This is a genomic window from Brachybacterium sp., from assembly GCF_036379615.1.
Lineage (GTDB): Bacteria > Actinomycetota > Actinomycetes > Actinomycetales > Dermabacteraceae > Brachybacterium.
This window is the reverse complement of sequence record NZ_DASVGJ010000068.1, coordinates 20,482-36,005: the sequence shown is the minus strand read 5'-3', so window position 1 is coordinate 36,005 and position 15,524 is coordinate 20,482. Positions and strand designations below refer to the sequence as shown.

Annotated in this window: 26 protein-coding genes; 24 read left to right on the top strand and 2 right to left on the bottom strand. The window is 67.7% G+C overall.

Annotation, left to right across the window (positions count from 1 at the left end; translation table 11 throughout):
- Window positions 1-19: 19 nt before the first annotated feature.
- On the bottom strand, window positions 20-964 hold the full coding sequence (locus VF289_RS15185; protein ID WP_330884745.1) for a general stress protein: 945 nt from the start codon (window positions 962-964) through the stop codon (window positions 20-22).
- A gap of 174 nt (window positions 965-1,138) precedes the next feature.
- Here VF289_RS15185 and ngcE point away from each other — a divergent pair, with 174 nt between their 5' ends.
- The 14 genes from ngcE (at window position 1,139) to rpsQ (ending at window position 10,526) form a co-directional block, all read left to right on the top strand.
- Window positions 1,139-2,599, top strand: coding sequence for an N-acetylglucosamine/diacetylchitobiose ABC transporter substrate-binding protein (gene ngcE / locus VF289_RS15180; RefSeq protein WP_330884744.1), 1,461 nt, complete (start codon window positions 1,139-1,141; stop codon window positions 2,597-2,599).
- Window positions 2,596-3,570, top strand: coding sequence for a sugar ABC transporter permease (locus VF289_RS15175; protein ID WP_330884743.1), 975 nt, complete (start codon window positions 2,596-2,598; stop codon window positions 3,568-3,570). Before ngcE ends, VF289_RS15175 begins: the two co-directional genes overlap by 4 nt.
- The gene (locus tag VF289_RS15170; RefSeq protein WP_330884742.1) at window positions 3,567-4,478 is read left to right on the top strand and encodes a carbohydrate ABC transporter permease; all 912 of its coding nucleotides are present in this window, start codon (window positions 3,567-3,569) and stop codon (window positions 4,476-4,478) included. The genes VF289_RS15175 and VF289_RS15170 overlap by 4 nt, the downstream gene beginning before the upstream one ends.
- 338 nt (window positions 4,479-4,816) lie before the next feature.
- The gene (rpsJ, locus tag VF289_RS15165; RefSeq protein ID WP_010550334.1) at window positions 4,817-5,125 is read left to right on the top strand and encodes a 30S ribosomal protein S10; all 309 of its coding nucleotides are present in this window, start codon (window positions 4,817-4,819) and stop codon (window positions 5,123-5,125) included.
- 11 nt (window positions 5,126-5,136) lie between these two features.
- Window positions 5,137-5,817, top strand: a complete 681-nt coding sequence (gene rplC / locus VF289_RS15160; RefSeq protein ID WP_330884741.1) for a 50S ribosomal protein L3 — start codon at window positions 5,137-5,139, stop codon at window positions 5,815-5,817.
- A gap of 5 nt (window positions 5,818-5,822) precedes the next feature.
- Complete coding sequence (gene rplD / locus VF289_RS15155) at window positions 5,823-6,770, top strand: 50S ribosomal protein L4 (protein ID WP_330884740.1); 948 nt, start codon at window positions 5,823-5,825, stop codon at window positions 6,768-6,770.
- Entirely contained in the window at window positions 6,767-7,069 is a 303-nt protein-coding gene (gene rplW, locus VF289_RS15150) for a 50S ribosomal protein L23 (protein ID WP_330884739.1), read from the top strand. Before rplD ends, rplW begins: the two co-directional genes overlap by 4 nt.
- A 46-nt stretch (window positions 7,070-7,115) precedes the next feature.
- Window positions 7,116-7,952, top strand: coding sequence for a 50S ribosomal protein L2 (gene rplB, locus VF289_RS15145; protein WP_330884738.1), 837 nt, complete (start codon window positions 7,116-7,118; stop codon window positions 7,950-7,952).
- Between the two features lie 18 nt (window positions 7,953-7,970).
- Window positions 7,971-8,252 (top strand): 30S ribosomal protein S19, encoded by a 282-nt coding sequence (gene rpsS, locus VF289_RS15140; RefSeq protein WP_015776373.1) that lies wholly within the window; start codon window positions 7,971-7,973, stop codon window positions 8,250-8,252.
- A gap of 53 nt (window positions 8,253-8,305) precedes the next feature.
- Window positions 8,306-8,659 (top strand): 50S ribosomal protein L22, encoded by a 354-nt coding sequence (gene rplV, locus VF289_RS15135; protein WP_330884737.1) that lies wholly within the window; start codon window positions 8,306-8,308, stop codon window positions 8,657-8,659.
- A 10-nt stretch (window positions 8,660-8,669) separates the two neighbouring features.
- A complete protein-coding gene (gene rpsC / locus VF289_RS15130) occupies window positions 8,670-9,512 on the top strand; it encodes a 30S ribosomal protein S3 (protein WP_330884736.1) in 843 nt (280 codons plus the stop codon).
- A 5-nt stretch (window positions 9,513-9,517) separates the two neighbouring features.
- Window positions 9,518-9,937, top strand: coding sequence for a 50S ribosomal protein L16 (rplP, locus tag VF289_RS15125; RefSeq protein WP_096802415.1), 420 nt, complete (start codon window positions 9,518-9,520; stop codon window positions 9,935-9,937).
- Complete coding sequence (rpmC, locus tag VF289_RS15120) at window positions 9,937-10,170, top strand: 50S ribosomal protein L29 (RefSeq protein WP_330884735.1); 234 nt, start codon at window positions 9,937-9,939, stop codon at window positions 10,168-10,170. The genes rplP and rpmC overlap by 1 nt, the downstream gene beginning before the upstream one ends.
- A 20-nt stretch (window positions 10,171-10,190) precedes the next feature.
- Entirely contained in the window at window positions 10,191-10,526 is a 336-nt protein-coding gene (rpsQ, locus tag VF289_RS15115) for a 30S ribosomal protein S17 (RefSeq protein WP_330884734.1), read from the top strand.
- Between the two features lie 184 nt (window positions 10,527-10,710).
- Here the strand turns inward: rpsQ and VF289_RS15110 are convergent, their stop codons facing one another.
- Window positions 10,711-11,118, bottom strand: a complete 408-nt coding sequence (locus VF289_RS15110; RefSeq protein ID WP_330884733.1) for a hypothetical protein — start codon at window positions 11,116-11,118, stop codon at window positions 10,711-10,713.
- Between the two features lie 59 nt (window positions 11,119-11,177).
- On the opposite strand from VF289_RS15110, the gene VF289_RS15105 reads away from it, so the two are divergent.
- The 10 genes from VF289_RS15105 to rpmD all read left to right on the top strand — a co-directional run bounded on the left by VF289_RS15105 (window position 11,178) and on the right by rpmD (window position 15,522).
- Window positions 11,178-11,342, top strand: a complete 165-nt coding sequence (locus VF289_RS15105; protein WP_330884732.1) for a hypothetical protein — start codon at window positions 11,178-11,180, stop codon at window positions 11,340-11,342.
- 340 nt (window positions 11,343-11,682) lie between these two features.
- The gene (rplN, locus tag VF289_RS15100) at window positions 11,683-12,051 is read left to right on the top strand and encodes a 50S ribosomal protein L14 (RefSeq protein WP_096798618.1); all 369 of its coding nucleotides are present in this window, start codon (window positions 11,683-11,685) and stop codon (window positions 12,049-12,051) included.
- Between the two features lies 1 nt (window position 12,052).
- Window positions 12,053-12,439: a 50S ribosomal protein L24 gene (gene rplX, locus VF289_RS15095; protein WP_330884731.1), complete on the top strand. Its 387-nt coding sequence runs from the start codon at window positions 12,053-12,055 to the stop codon at window positions 12,437-12,439.
- 1 nt (window position 12,440) lies between these two features.
- Entirely contained in the window at window positions 12,441-13,010 is a 570-nt protein-coding gene (gene rplE, locus VF289_RS15090) for a 50S ribosomal protein L5 (protein ID WP_330884730.1), read from the top strand.
- A gap of 1 nt (window position 13,011) precedes the next feature.
- The gene (locus VF289_RS15085) at window positions 13,012-13,197 is read left to right on the top strand and encodes a type Z 30S ribosomal protein S14 (RefSeq protein WP_010550318.1); all 186 of its coding nucleotides are present in this window, start codon (window positions 13,012-13,014) and stop codon (window positions 13,195-13,197) included.
- A gap of 72 nt (window positions 13,198-13,269) precedes the next feature.
- Window positions 13,270-13,668, top strand: coding sequence for a 30S ribosomal protein S8 (rpsH, locus tag VF289_RS15080; RefSeq protein ID WP_330884729.1), 399 nt, complete (start codon window positions 13,270-13,272; stop codon window positions 13,666-13,668).
- 19 nt (window positions 13,669-13,687) lie between these two features.
- On the top strand, window positions 13,688-14,230 hold the full coding sequence (gene rplF / locus VF289_RS15075) for a 50S ribosomal protein L6 (protein WP_330884728.1): 543 nt from the start codon (window positions 13,688-13,690) through the stop codon (window positions 14,228-14,230).
- 2 nt (window positions 14,231-14,232) lie between these two features.
- Window positions 14,233-14,619 (top strand): 50S ribosomal protein L18, encoded by a 387-nt coding sequence (gene rplR, locus VF289_RS15070; RefSeq protein ID WP_330884727.1) that lies wholly within the window; start codon window positions 14,233-14,235, stop codon window positions 14,617-14,619.
- A 37-nt stretch (window positions 14,620-14,656) separates the two neighbouring features.
- Window positions 14,657-15,343 (top strand): 30S ribosomal protein S5, encoded by a 687-nt coding sequence (gene rpsE, locus VF289_RS15065; RefSeq protein WP_330884726.1) that lies wholly within the window; start codon window positions 14,657-14,659, stop codon window positions 15,341-15,343.
- Complete coding sequence (gene rpmD, locus VF289_RS15060; protein WP_330884820.1) at window positions 15,340-15,522, top strand: 50S ribosomal protein L30; 183 nt, start codon at window positions 15,340-15,342, stop codon at window positions 15,520-15,522. Before rpsE ends, rpmD begins: the two co-directional genes overlap by 4 nt.
- Window positions 15,523-15,524: the final 2 nt, after the last annotated feature.

Sequence of the window (15,524 nt, the reverse complement as noted above, 5' to 3'; positions counted from 1 at the left end):
AGCTCCGGCTCAGCGGGACTCAGCGAGCGGGGCCGTCCTGCTCCTGCTCCTCCGGCGCGGCAGGGGAGCCCTCGCCGCGGCCCGGTGAGACGCCGAAGGAGTCACCACCGCGGGACGGGGCAGGGGAGGCGCTCTCGGGCAGGGGGGTGCCGGCCGGCTGGCCGAAGGAGGGCCGGGCGCTGCGCGCGGACTCCGGTGCCGTGGTCTCCGCCGCGGGCCGGCCGTAGGAGGGACGGGGCGGCGCGGCGGACGACGGGGAGGCCGCGCCGGGCGCCGGCGCCGGCCCGGCCTGTGCGCCGTATCCCGTCGGCCCGGCCGGCGTGCCGTACCCCGTCGGCGTGCCCCGATGCGGAGACTCGGCCGGCCGCGGGACCGCGGGCCGCTCCGGGAACTGCCCGGGGGCGGGGGCCTGCCCGGGAGCAGCGGCATGTCCGGGGGAGGGGGCCGCCATGCGCATCGGGGCGGGGGCGGCGCCGGACTCGGCGAGGATGCTCCGCGCCTGCTCGGCGTGCTTGTGCTCGACCAGCAGCTCGTACTGCATCGGGATGGTCGCGGTCATCGAGGTGAAGTCCCGCTTGCCGCCGGTCATCGCGTACCCGATCACCGACCACACGGTGAAGAACACCATGCCCATGACGACGCTGGAGACGACGATCATGAGGTCCCCGGGCGTGATCAGGAGCAGCAGCAGGCCCAGGAAGAGCCCCATCCACAGCCCGGACAGCACCCCCTGACCGACCACGCGACCCCAGGTCTTCCGTCCGGTCACCCGCTCCATGAGCTTCAGGTCCGTGCCCACGATCAGCGTGCTCTGCACCGGGAAGTGATTGTCCGCCAGGGTGTCCACCACGGACTGCACCTCCTGGTACGTGCTGTAGACCCCGAGGGAGCGCGGGTACTCGAGGTGGTACAGGCGCGCGGTCAGCGGGGAGGTGGCGCGGGGGGACTGCGGCGACTGGGTCATGCTCCTACGGTAGATCAGTCGTGGGGGAGGAACCTGGAGACGATCCGAACGGGAGGTGGACGCCGCAGGTAACGATTGAGGGCGCGTCCGGGGGATTCAACGCGACAGGTGTCCACTGCGTACTAAGGTCCTTCCAGCACTCGTAATCAACGACGATCCACGAATGAGGCGATCATGGACGTACAGCGCGATTCCCAGCTCGAGACCCCCTTGGACCGATTGGGCGCCTCCCGGCGCCGGTTCCTCTCGCTCGCGTCCCTCGGCACCGGAGCCGTGGCGCTCAGCGCCTGCGCCACCGGCGGCGGCGGAGGTGAGGAGAACACGGGCGGCGGCGGAGCCGTCGCCGAGGGCGGAGGCGAGGTCAGCGACGAGAACCCCTTCGGCATCGAGGCGGACTCGACCGTCGACGTGGTCATCTTCAACGGCGGCTACGGAGACCAGTACGCCAAGGATGCCGGCACGAAGTTCGAGGAGCTCTACCCCGAGGCGACCGCGGAGGTCTCCTCCACGGTGAACATCCAGCCCGACCTGCAGCCCCGCTTCATCGGCGGTGATCCGCCGGACCTGTTCGACAACTCCGGCGCCCAGTCCATGAACGCGAGCGCCCTGATCTCCGAGGGCAGCCTCGCAGAGCTCGCCGCCCTGATCGAAGCACCCTCGCTCGACGGCGGCACCATCGGCGACTCTCTGCTGCCGGGAGTCCTCGTGCCGGGCACGTACTCCGGCAAGCTCTACGCGCTGAACTACATGTACACGGTGTTCGCCCTGTGGTACTCGGCCAAGCAGTTCGAGGACAAGGGATGGGAGGCGCCTGCCACCTGGGATGACGTCATGACCATCGGTGAGGCCGCCAAGGGGGAGGACCTCGCGCTGTTCGCCTGGGGCGGGCAGAACGCCGCGGACTACTACCACGAGCTCGCCCTGTCGATGGCGATCAAGGAGGGCGGCCGCGAGGTCGCCACGGCCCTGGACACGCTCGACGCGGCCGCGTACGAGCAGTCCACCGTCGTCGATGCCTTCGCCGCCATCGAGGAGGCCGTCAAGGCGGGGTACTTCCTCTCCGGCGGTGCCGGCATCAAGCACACCGAGGCGCAGACGGAGTGGGTCACCGGCAGTGCGGTCATGTACCCCTCGGGATCCTGGATCGAGAACGAGCAGCGCAGCACCACCCCCGAGGACTACGCCATGACCGGGGTCGCGACTCCGATGCTCTCCGACGGGGCGGCGATGGGCGGCGCAGCGATCCACGGTGCGGCCGGTGAGCCGTTCATGGTCCCGAGCGAGGCGGCCAACGGCGCGGGCGGGCTGGAGTTCCTGCGCGTGATGCTCTCCAAGGAGCAGTGCGAGAACTTCTCGAAGCTCACCTCATCGATGACCATCGTCAAGGACACCATCCCCGAGGACGGCTTCGGCTCGACCGCCCTGTCCTCGGTGAGCTCCATGATCGAGACCGCCGGCGAGGACGTCTTCACCTACAACTTCACCGACTGGTACGGGATGGGCGAGGTCTTCAAGCCGCTGTGGGCGGAGTTCCTCAACGGCGACATCACCGCCGATGAGGCCCGTGAGCGCTCCCAGGAGGCGGTGGACAAGATCCGCGAGGACGACAGCATCGAGAAGTTCGACGTCGAATGATGGCTGCAGTCCCCACGGCCGCTCTCCCGGAGAGCGCTCCGCGCTCCCGGGGGAGGCGGCCTCGCCTCACACCGTCCCGCATCCTGTTCTTCGCCCTCTTCCTGGGGCTGCCGATGCTGGTCTACGTCGTCTTCGTGGTCTCGCCGTTCCTCCAGGCGTTCTACTACTCGCTCACCGACTGGCGCGGGCTCGCGCGAGCACCCCAGTTCATCGGCCTGGACAACTACGTCACGCTCTTCCAGGACCCTGTCTTCCGCAAGGCGCTCCGCAACAACCTGATCATGCTGGTCGTGCTGCCCACGGTGACGATCACCCTGGCCTTCGCGCTGGCGATCCTGGTCACCGTCGGCGGGGACACCCGCGGAGCGATCCGCGGCATCCGGGGAGCGACGATCTTCCGGGTCGTGAGCTTCTTCCCCTACGTCATCCCCGCCGTCGTCATCGGCATCCTCTTCGCCTTCATCTATTCCCCGAACGGCGGCCTGCTCAACGGGATGCTGGGCCTGGTCGGACTGGACATCCAGATCGCGTGGCTGGGTGATCGACGCTTCGCTCTCGCCGCGATCATGGCGGCGGTGGTGTGGTCGCTGGTGGGCTTCTACATGGTGCTCTTCGTCGCGGCGATCAAGTCGATCCCCTCGGAGGTGGTCGAGGCGGCCCGCATCGACGGGGCCGGTCGGTTCCGACTCTCGGTCGCGGTGATCCTGCCGATGGTGCGGGAGAACGTCTCCACCGCCGCGGTGTACATGGGGATCATGGCGCTGGACATGTTCGTGTACATCAACGTCATGACTCCCAACGGAGGCCTCGGCAAGAGCACCGAGGTGGTCTCGCGGTACCTGTACCAGACCGCGTTCAGCGAGTCGCGGTTCGGTCTGGCCTCCGCCATGGGCGTGGTGATGGCCCTGCTGACGATGCTGATGGCTGTCCTGGTCCTCTTCGGCACGCGCCAGAAGAAGGAGGACCGATGAGCGCCGATCTGCAGCACCCCGCGGCCGTCGGACGTCCCTCCGCCGAGTCACGCCCCAGCCCGCGCCGTCGGCGCGCCAGCACCGGCGACCGGATCTTCACCGTCATCGCGCAGGTGGTCCTCACGATCTGGGCTCTGGTGGTGATCCTCCCGCTGCTCTGGACGGCGTTCAGCTCGTTCAAGTCCTCCGGCGAGATCCTCTCCTCACCGTTCTCGATGCCCGAGAAGTGGAAGGTCGAGAACTTCACCAACGCCTGGACGGAAGCCGGGATCGGACGGTTCTTCGGCAACACGATCCTGGTCGTCGGCGGTGCGCTGTTCCTGGTGATGCTGCTCGGGGCGATGTGCGCCTACGTCCTGGCCCGTTACGAGTTCCCGGGCCGACGGATCCTCTACTACTCGCTGATCGCCGGGCTCACCTTCCCGCTGTTCCTCGCCGTAGTGCCGCTGTTCTTCATCATGGAGTCCCTGCACATCCGCGGGACGTACATCGGGCTGATCCTGGCGTACGTGGGCTTCGCGCTGCCGTTCACCGTCTTCTTCCTCTACGCCTTCTTCCGGCAGCTGCCGGAGGAGATCGGAGAGGCGGCGGCGATCGACGGCGCCGGTGACTTCCGGACCTTCTTCCAGGTGATGCTGCCGATGGCGGGCCCGGGCATGGCCAGCGTGACGATCTTCAACTTCCTGGGACTGTGGAACCAGTTCCTCATCCCGATCGTGCTGAACACGGATCGTGACAAGTACGTGCTCGCCCAGGGCCTGGCGAACATGCAGGCGCAGCAGGGATACGACTCCGACTGGGGAGCGATGTTCGCCTCCGTGACGATCACGATCCTCCCGGTGCTGATCGTCTACATGATCTTCCAGCGCCAGCTGCAGGGCGGGATCGGGCCGAGCACGAACAAGTGAGCAGGCGGGGGTGCATGTGACCCGGTGCACCCCCCTCTCTCTTGTGGGACCGCATGAGTCTCTGGCAGACTGTTCAAGTTGTCTGCGCGGGCCGACATGCCCGGTTCCGTTCTCCGAGGGTCTCCCTCGGCGAATGATCACCGGATGAGGCCCGTCCCGAGGATGCGAACCCTGCCCCTGGCTCGGATCGCGCATCGTCACAGGGATCAGTCGCAGAAGCAGCCGATCCTCGGCGGCCTCGTGCTGGGCTCATGTGCCCCGCAGGGGCCGACACGCCCGTCCTCGGGTACCGGAGAGCGGCTGCATCCATGCCAGACGAAGAAGAGAGACAGGACGCCATGGCGGGACAGAAGATCCGCATCCGGCTCAAGTCGTACGACCACGAGGTGATCGACAGCTCGGCGCGCAAGATCGTCGACACGGTCACCAGTGCCGGCGCGACTGTTGTGGGCCCGGTGCCGCTGCCGACCGAGAAGAACGTGTTCGTCGTCATCCGGTCGCCGCACAAGTACAAGGACTCCCGTGAGCATTTCGAGATGCGCACGCACAAGCGACTGATCGACATCGTCGATCCCACGCCCAAGGCCGTGGACTCGCTCATGCGTCTCGACCTGCCGGCGGATGTCAACATCGAGATCAAGCTCTGAGGGTGGTGGACATGAGCAACGAACTGACCGGCCAGAAGGCCACCCCCGTCGCGGGCGTGCTCGGCACCAAGCTCGGCATGACGCAGGTCTGGGACGAGAACGGAAAGCTCGTCCCGGTCACCGTCGTGCAGACCGGTGCGAACGTCGTCACCCAGGTCCGCTCCGTCGAGACCGACGGCTACGACGCGGTGCAGATCGCCTACGGGCAGATCGACCCGCGCAAGGTGTCCGCACCGCTGAAGGGCCACTTCGAGAAGGCCGGCGTGACCCCGCGCCGTCACCTCGTCGAGCTGCGCACCGTCAACGCTGCGGAGTACACCCTCGGTCAGGAGATCGACGCCTCGATCTTCGAGGCCGGCCAGAAGGTCGACGTCGTCGGCACCTCCAAGGGCAAGGGCACCGCGGGCGTCATGAAGCGCCACGGGTTCGCCGGTGTCGGCGCCTCCCACGGTGCGCACCGCAACCACCGCAAGCCCGGTTCCATCGGCGGCGCCTCCACCCCCGGTCGCGTGTTCAAGGGTCAGCGCATGGCTGGCCGCATGGGCGGCGACCGCACCAGTGTCCAGAACCTGACCGTTCACGCGGTCGACGTCGAGAAGGGCCTCGTGCTCGTCAAGGGTGCCCTCCCGGGCCCCAAGGGCGGCCTCGTGCTCGTCCGCTCGGCTGTCAAGACCCCCGCGAAGGAGGCCTGAGCCCGATGGCAGCGAATCTGACTGTCGACGTGCTCGATCCGGCCGGTAAGAAGTCCGGCTCCGTCGAGCTGCCTGCGTCGATCTTCGACGTGCAGACCAACGTGCCCCTGATCCATCAGGTGGTCGTCGCCCAGCAGGCGGCAGGTCGCCAGGGCACCCACAAGACCAAGACCCGCGCCGAGGTGCGCGGCGGCGGCAAGAAGCCCTGGAAGCAGAAGGGCACCGGTCGTGCCCGCCAGGGCTCGCTGCGTGCGCCGCAGTTCGCCGGCGGTGGCGTCGTCCACGGCCCCGTGCCGCGCGACTACAGCCAGCGCACCCCGAAGAAGATGAAGGCCGCCGCCCTGCGCGGAGCCCTCTCGGATCGGGCCCGCAACGGCCGCGTCCACGTCGTCTCCTCGCTCCTCGCGGGCGAGGTCGCCTCGACCAAGGCCGTGCGCCAGACCCTGGCCAACGTCTCGGACCGTCGCCACCTGCTGGTGGTCGTGCGTCGCGACGACGACCTGGGCGCGCTCAGCTCGCGCAACCTGCCTTCCACCCATGTCCTCTACGCGGACCAGGTGAACACCTACGACGTCATGCTCTCCGACGACGTGGTCTTCACCTCCGGTGCGCTCGAGGACTTCGTGGCCCAGGCGACCCTGGCCCTGTCCACCTCGACCTTCGCCTCGGCGAAGGCTGCTGCGGCCCCCGCCGCCGCTCCGGCCGCTCCGGCTGCCGCCGAGGAGGCGCCCTTCGGTGAGGGATCCGCGGCCGCTCAGGCCGATGGCTCCGCCCCTGAGGGCTTCACCATCAAGGGCAACCAGGACTCGATGAAGTTCCATACCCCGGACTCCCCGTGGTACGGCCGCACCAAGGCTGAGGTCTGGTTCGCGAGCGAGGAGGCCGCCAAGGCCGCCGGCTTCGTGAACGCGGTCAAGGAGTCCGCCTCGTCGGATGAGGAGGCCGCCAAGTGAGCGCGCTGAACAAGGACCCCCGCGACATCCTGCTGGCCCCGGTCGTCTCCGAGAAGAGCTACGGGCTGATGGACGAGGGCAAGTACACCTTCCTGGTGGCTGCCGACGCCAACAAGACCGAGATCAAGATCGCCGTCGAGAAGGTCTTCGACGTCAAGGTCTCCTCGGTCAACACGATCAACCGTCAGGGCAAGACGCGCCGCACGCGCTTCGGGACCGGCAAGCGCAAGGACACCAAGCGCGCCATCGTCACCCTGACTGACGGAGCCATCGACATCTTCGGAGGGTCGGTCGCCTGAGGCGGCCGATATCCGAGGAGCCGAAGAGAGTCTGAGGGAATCCCACATGGCAATTCGTAAGAGCAAGCCGACCACGCCCGGTCGTCGTTTCTCGAGTGGCGCCGACTTCGTCGAGGTCACCCGATCGACGCCGGAGAAGTCGCTGGTCCGCCCGCTGTCCAAGTCCGGCGGTCGTAACAACAACGGTCGTATCACCTCCCGTCACCGGGGCGGTGGCCACAAGCGGGCCTACCGCGTGATCGACTTCCGCCGTCACGACAAGGACGGCGTGAACGCCAAGGTCGCTCACATCGAGTACGACCCCAACCGCACCGCGCGCATCGCGCTGCTGCACTACCTGGACGGCGAGAAGCGCTACATCCTCGCGCCGGCCAAGCTGCGTCAGGGCGACTGGATCGAGAACGGTCCGGAGGCCGACATCAAGCCCGGCAACAACCTGCCGCTGCGCAACATCCCCCTGGGCACCGTGATCCACGCGATCGAGCTGCGCCCCGGTGGCGGTGCCAAGATCGCCCGCAGCGCCGGCGCCTCCGTGCAGCTGGTCGCCAAGGAAGGGCCGTATGCGCAGCTGCGCATGCCGTCCGGCGAGATCCGCAACGTGGATGCTCGTTGCCGCGCCACCATCGGCGAGGTCGGCAACGCCGAGCAGTCCAACATCAACTGGGGCAAGGCCGGCCGCATGCGCTGGAAGGGCAAGCGCCCTCACGTGCGTGGCGTGGTCATGAACCCGCACGATCACCCGCATGGTGGTGGCGAGGGCCGCACCTCCGGTGGTCGCCATCCGGTGTCGCCCTGGGGTCAGCCCGAGGGCCGTACCCGTCGGCCGGGCAAGGAGAGCGACAAGCTCATCGTGCGCCGTCGTCGGTCCGGCAAGAAGCGCTGATAGGGAGAATCAGAGACTATGCCTCGCAGTATCGCCAAGGGCCCCTTCGTGGACGACCACCTTCAGAAGAAGGTGGATGTCCAGAACGAGAAGGGCACCAAGAACCTCATCAAGACCTGGTCGCGTCGTTCGGTCATCACCCCGGACTTCCTCGGCCACACCTTCGCAGTGCACGACGGTCGCAAGCACGTCTCGGTGTTCGTCACCGAGTCGATGGTCGGCCACAAGCTCGGCGAGTTCGCTCCCACGCGGACTTTCAAGGGCCACGAGAAGGACGACAGAAAGGGCCGCCGTCGCTGACCTCGAGTCAGTACGGCAGCACGTCCCGACATCCAGAAGAAAGCAGGACAGCAATGGAAGCCAAGGCGCAGGTGCGGTACCTCCGCATGTCGCCCATGAAGGCTCGCCGCGTTGTGGACCTGATTCGTGGCAAGAGCACGGCCGAGGCCCTGGACATTCTGCGGTTCGCCCCGCAGTCCGCCAGCGACCCCGTCCTCAAGCTCGTCGAGTCCGCGATCGCCAACGCGCGGGTGAAGGCAGATCAGGCAGGGGAGCGCTTCGATGAGCGCGAACTCGCCGTCTCCGCCGCATTCGTCGACGAGGGCCCGACCATGAAGCGGTTCCAGCCGCGTGCACAGGGTCGAGCCTTCCAGATCAAGAAGCGCACCAGCCACGTCACCGTGGTCGTCGCTCCCGTGAAGAAGTAAGGAGTCCCGTATGGGCCAGAAGGTCAATCCGAATGGGTTCCGTCTCGGGATCACGACGGAGCACAGCAGCCGGTGGTTCGCCGATTCCTCCAAGGAGGGTCAGCGCTACCGCGACTACGTGAAGGAAGACGTCGCGATCCGCAACCTCATGTCCAAGGGCATGGAGCGGGCCGGCATCTCCAAGATCGAGATCGAGCGGACCCGTGACCGGGTGCGCGTGGATCTCCACACCGCCCGCCCGGGCATCGTCATCGGGCGTCGTGGCGCGGAGGCCGAGCGCCTCCGCGGCGAGCTCGAGAAGCTCACCGGCAAGCAGATCCAGCTGAACATCCTCGAGGTCAAGAACCCCGAGGCCGATTCCCAGCTGGTCGCTCAGGGCATCGCCGAGCAGCTCGCCGCCCGCGTCTCCTTCCGCCGTGCGATGCGCAAGGGCATGCAGTCCGCGCAGCGCGCCGGTGCCAAGGGCATCCGAGTGGCCGTCTCCGGCCGCCTCGGCGGCGCCGAGATGAGCCGTAACGAGTTCTACCGCGAGGGGCGCGTGCCGCTGCACACCCTCCGCGCGAACATCGACTACGGCTTCTACGAGGCCCGCACCGCCTTCGGCCGCATCGGCGTGAAGGTGTGGATCTACAAGGGCGACGTCACCGCCAAGGAGCTCGCGGCTCAGCAGGCCGCCTCGCAGGGTCCCCGCTCCGGCGGACGCGGCCCGCGTGCGGAGCGTCCGCGCGGCCGTCGTAACGAGCGCAACGCCACCGCGCGTCGCGGGGACAACGCCGAGCAGTCCGCTGCTCCGGCCGCGGCTCCCGCCGAGCAGGCCGCCGCTCCCGCACAGCAGCCCGGAACGGAGGCCTGAGCGACATGCTGATCCCTCGCAGGACCAAGCACCGCAAGCAGTACCGACCGCACCGCACCGGCATGGCCAAGGGCGGCACCGATCTCGCATTCGGCGACTACGGCATCCAGGCGCTCGCGCCGGCCTACGTCACCAACCGCCAGATCGAGGCTGCACGTATCGCCATGACCCGCTACATGAAGCGTGGCGGCAAGGTGTTCATCAACATCTACCCCGATCGTCCGCTCACCAAGAAGCCTGCCGAGGTCCGCATGGGCTCCGGTAAGGGTTCGGTCGAGTGGTGGATCGCCAACATCAAGCCGGGACGGGTCATGTTCGAGATCGCCGGCGTCGAGGAGGAGGTGGCTCGCGAGGCACTTCGCCTGGCGCAGCACAAGCTCCCCATGAAGAGCCGCATCCTGAGCCGAGAGAGTGGTGACATCTGATGGCAGCGACCAAGCTCACCGCCGATGAACTCGACAAGCTGGACGACGCGAAGCTGGCCGAGGAGCTGGCGAAGGCGAAGGACGAGCTGTTCAAGCTTCGTTTCCAGTCCGCGACCGGTCAGCTCGAGAGCCCCGGCCGTCTGCGGTCCGTCAAGAAGGACATCGCACGGATCTACACGATCCTGCGCGAGCGCGAGCTGGGCATCCGTCAGGCGCCCGGCGCCGCCGAGTGACCGCGAAGCGAGGAACAGAGATGACTGACAACACCAAGGCCGAGACCCCGGCCGTCGAGGAGATCGAGGCTCTCGAGAAGGAGGGCGCGCACGCGTCCTCGTCCGAGCGCCCGTACCGCAAGACCGTTCGCGGCTTCGTGGTCTCCGACAAGATGGACAAGACGATCGTGATCGAGGTCGAGGAGCGTGTGAAGCACGCCCGCTACGGCAAGGTCACGACCAAGACGAGCAAGTTCAAGGCCCACGACGAGGAGAACGCCGCCGGTATCGGCGACCGTGTCCTGGTCATGGAGACCCGCCCGACCTCCGCGACCAAGCGGTGGCGTCTGGTGGAGATCCTCGAGCGCGCCAAGTGATCCAGCGGTGGTCCTCGTGACCACCGACGGTTCCTGAGAAGGGCCGGTCCTCCCGCAGGGGATGACCGGCCCTTCTCGTCGTGCTCGGTCGGGCGGCGGGGTGCCCGAGCAGCGCGGTGCCTCAGAGCACGGTGCCTCAGGACCACGGTGCGTCAGGAGCGGGGTGCCTCAGGAGCGGGGTGACTCAGCGGGTGAGATGGATCAGCAGCGCGCCGGCCAGGGCGTCCTCCGCGTGCGGGGCCGGGACCTCGCGCGAGGTGCCGTCCGCGGCGCGCAGCGTCACGGAGAACGTGCTGTCCTCGTGCCGGTGCAGGGCGAGGAAGGCCTCGCCGAGCGCGTGCCGCAGCTGGTCCTCGCGGGGGAGCCAGACGGCCTCGTCCTGCTCCACGGAGTCCAGCGCCCACTCGGTGGTGCCGTTGAAGCGGAACACGGCACGCCCGCTGCGACTGCGGCCGGTCTCGACGACCATCGAGGAGAGCATGAAAGGCTCCTCCCGCAGCTGGGCGTTGTCGATGACGAACAGATCGCCGTCTGTCGGAGTCCATGGGAGGCCGGCCGCCTGGAGGCGGCGCGCGATGTCGGTGTCGATCATGGTCCGAACCTACGCCTGTACGGCCCGTCCCACGAGTCGCTCGCGCTCAGCACGCCGCGGTGCCGAGGGTCGACATCCCCGTCGCGGAGATCTCCGACGCGGACCGTGCGCTGCTCGTCGCCGCCGTCGAGCTCCCGCCCCTGAGGGACCTCGAGCAGCCCGTCGACCCCGAGGACGAGGCGGGAGAGCAAGCACACACGGGGGAGCCCCGCCCCAAGGGGTGACAGCGCAGGCGCGGGCGCGTAGTCTTGAACGGTTGCCGGAGGACCGTGCCCGCACCTGCGTGGTGCCGGGGTCGGACTTCCGCGACAGGATCCGGGCCACCAGATCCGTCCTCGTCGGAGACCTCGCACCAGAGGCGAACGCCCCGCGTTCACCACGCCAGTGCCTGAGTCCGGCCGAGGGTTTCTTCGTGCCCGGGAGCTGTCGCCGGCAGCGTCCACGGTCCGAGAAGCGGCCTGGGGCGGCGCTGTGCAGCACGCATTGTCCAGATTCCGTTCCGCCAGGCTCGGCCCGCTCGCTCCCGCGAGCAGGAAGAGAACCGGTGAGACGATAGGAGAACGAGTGATTCAGCAGGAGTCGCGACTGAAGGTCGCCGACAACACGGGTGCCAAGGAGATTCTCTGCATCCGTGTTCTCGGTGGCTCCGGTCGCCGTTACGCCAGCATCGGCGACACCATCGTGGCGACCGTCAAGGACGCCATCCCCGGTGGCAACGTCAAGAAGGGCGACGTCGTCAAGGCGGTCGTCGTCCGCACGTCCAAGGAGGTCCGTCGGATCGACGGCTCCTACATCCGCTTCGACGAGAACGCAGCGGTCATCCTCAAGACCGACGGCGAGCCGCGCGGCACCCGCATCTTCGGCCCGGTCGGGCGCGAGCTGCGGGACAAGCGCTTCATGAAGATCGTCTCGCTGGCACCGGAGGTGGTGTGACATGGCAAAGATGAAGATCAAGAAGGGCGACCTCGTCCAGGTGATCACCGGTCGCACCAGCGATGGTGACAAGGCCGCCGCGCGCGGCCTCGAGTCCGGCGACAAGGGCAAGCAGGGCCGCGTCCTGCAGGTGTTCCCCGATACCCAGCGTGTGCTGGTCGAGGGCATCAACCGCCGTACCCACCACGTCAAGCCGAACCAGGCCGGCGGAGCGGGCGGCATCGAGCAGCGTGAGGCGTCCATCCACGTCTCCAACGTCGCTCTGGTCGACCCGGAGGACAACAAGCCGACCAAGGTCGGCTACCGCGTCGAGACCCTCGAGCTCGAGAACGGCCGCACCAAGCAGGTGCGCGTCCGCTTCGCCAAGCGCTCCGGGAAGGACATCTGAGATGAGCGAGACCGCCACCCAGGCGCCCACCCCGCGTCTGAAGAGCAAGTACAACGAGACCATCAAGACGCAGCTGACCGAGCAGTTCGGTTACGAGAACGTCATGCTGGTGCCCGGTCTGACCAAGATCGTCGTGAACATGGGCGTCGGCGACGCCGCTCGCGACTCCAAGGTCATCGACGGCGCCATCAAGGATCTCGCGGCCATCACCGGCCAGAAGCCCCAGGTCACCAAGGCTCGCAAGTCCATCGCGCAGTTCAAGCTGCGCGAGGGCATGCCGATCGGTGCCCACGTCACCCTGCGCAACGCCCGTATGTGGGAGTTCCTGGACCGTCTGCTGTCCACGGCGCTGCCCCGCATCCGTGACTTCCGCGGCCTGTCCCCGAAGCACTTCGACGGCAACGGGAACTACACCTTCGGTCTCACGGAGCAGGTCATGTTCCACGAGATCGACCAGGACAAGATCGACCGCGTCCGCGGTATGGACATCACGGTCGTGACCACCGCGAAGACCGACGACGAGGGGCGCGCGCTGCTCAAGCTGCTCGGCTTCCCCTTCAAGGAGAACTGATATGGCCAAGACAGCCCTGATCAAGAAGTCGGAGCGCAAGCCCAAGTTCGCGGTCCGCGCCTATACCCGGTGCCAGCGCTGCGGTCGCCCCCATTCGGTGTACCGCAAGTTCGGTCTCTGCCGTGTCTGCCTTCGCGAGATGGCTCACCGCGGAGAACTGCCCGGCGTGACCAAGAGCAGCTGGTAAGGACTACCGCCATAGGTCCCTCGGCGCACTCATCGCGCATGAGGGAAACCAGGTGAGGAAGAAGCAACAGACATGACCATGACCGACCCGATCGCGGACATGCTGACGCGCATCCGTAACGCCTCAGGGGCGTACCACGAGACCGCGTCCATGCCGTACTCGAAGTTGAAGGTTCGCATCGCGGACATCCTGAAGGCTGAGGGCTACATCCTCGGCTGGACCGAGGAGGAGGCCGAGGTGGGCAAGAATCTCGTCCTCGAGCTCAAGTACTCGGACAGCCGTGAGCGCGCCATCTCCGGGATCCGTCGTATCTCGAAGCCGGGCCTGCGTGTGTACGCGAAGTCCACCAACCTGCCCAAGGTCCTCGGCGGCCTGGGCGTGGCGATCCTGTCCACGTCCTCCGGCCTCCTGACCGACCGGCAGGCTGCCAAGAAGGGTGTGGGTGGGGAAGTCCTCGCCTACATCTGGTGAGCGGGAGAGGAGAACAGCTATGTCCCGCATCGGACTCCGACCGGTCGCAGTACCGGCAGCAGTGCAGAACGTCACCATCGAGGGTCGCACCGTCACGGTGACCGGCCCCAAGGGGGAGCTGAAGCACGAGGTGCCCGCTCCCCTCACCGTCGAGCGCGGTGAGGACGGCACCATCATCGTGCGTCGTCCCGACGAGGAGCGCGAGAGCAAGGCCCTGCACGGCCTGACCCGCACTCTCATCAACAACATCGTCCTCGGTGTCACCGAGGGCTTCACCAAGAAGCTGGAGATCGTGGGGACGGGTTACCGCGTCACCGCGAAGGGCACGGACCTCGAGTTCGCCCTCGGCTTCTCCCACCCCGTCGTGGTGAAGGCGCCCCAGGGCATCACCTTCGCCGTCGAGTCCCCGACCAAGTTCTCGGTCAGCGGCATCTCGAAGCAGCAGGTGGGCGAGGTCGCGGCGAACATCCGCAAGATCCGCAAGCCGGAGCCCTACAAGGGCAAGGGCGTGCGCTACGCCGACGAGATCGTGGTCCGCAAGGCCGGAAAGGCTGGTAAGTGACCATGGGTTACGCACTCAAGCACACCAAGGGCATCCGCGGCAGCAAGCTGCGTTCGCGCGGCCGTCGTCACCTGCGGGTCCGTCGTCGCGTCATCGGCACCGCCCAGCGTCCCCGCCTGGTGGTCACCCGCTCGGCGCGCCACGTCTTCGTCCAGGTCGTCGACGACTCCCTGGGCAAGACCCTCGCGTCGGCCTCGACCATGGAGGCGGACCTGCGCGGCAGCGAGAGCTCCAAGGCGGACAAGGCCCGCACCGTCGGCACCCTGGTCGCCGAGCGTGCCAAGGCCGCCGGGATCGACTCCGTCGTGTTCGACCGCGGCGGCAACAAGTACCACGGTCGCGTGGCCGCCGTCGCAGACGGTGCCCGCGAGGCAGGCCTGGCGCTGTGATCGCCGCCCGGACACAGGACGAGAAGAGGATCTGAATATGGCTGCACAGCAGCGAAGCAACGGTCCCGCGGCCTCCGGCCGGCGGGACGACAACACCACCAACAACAGCAACGATCGCGGACGCCAGGGCGGCGACCGCGGTGGTCGCCAGGGTGGTCGCGGTCGCGGTCAGGAGGCCGAGAAGTCGGCATTCCTCGAGCGCGTCGTGAGCATCAACCGCGTGTCGAAGGTCGTCAAGGGCGGCCGCCGCTTCTCCTTCACCGCCCTCGTGGTGGTGGGTGACGGCGACGGCACCGTCGGCGTCGGCTACGGCAAGGCCAAGGAGGTGCCCGCGGCGATCGCCAAGGGTGTCGAGGAGGCGAAGAAGAACTTCTTCCGCGTCCCGCGCATCCAGGGCACCGTCGTGCACCCCGTCCAGGGCGAGGATGCGGCGGGCGTCGTCCTGCTGCGCCCGGCCGCCCCGGGCACCGGTGTGATCGCCGGCGGTCCGGTCCGCGCCGTGCTCGAGTGCGCCGGAGTGCACGATGTGCTCTCCAAGTCGCTCGGCTCGACCAACCAGATCAACATCGTGCGGGCGACCGTCGATGCGCTCAAGCAGCTCGAGGAGCCGGAAGCCGTGGCCGCACGTCGTGGCCTTCCGGTCGAGGACGTCGCCCCGGCGGCGCTCCTGCGGGCACAGGCAGAGGGTCGCGCCGCGGCCCGCGCGGAGAAGGTGGGTGCCTGATGCAGATCAAAGTGACCCAGACCCGATCCGAGATCGGCGGCAACCAGAGCCAGCGAGCCACCCTGCGAGGCCTCGGCCTGAAGCGCATCGGTGACACCGTGGTGAAGGAAGACCGCCCTGAGATCCGCGGCATGATCCGCACCGTCACCCACCTGGTGACGTTCGAAGAGGTGGACTGACT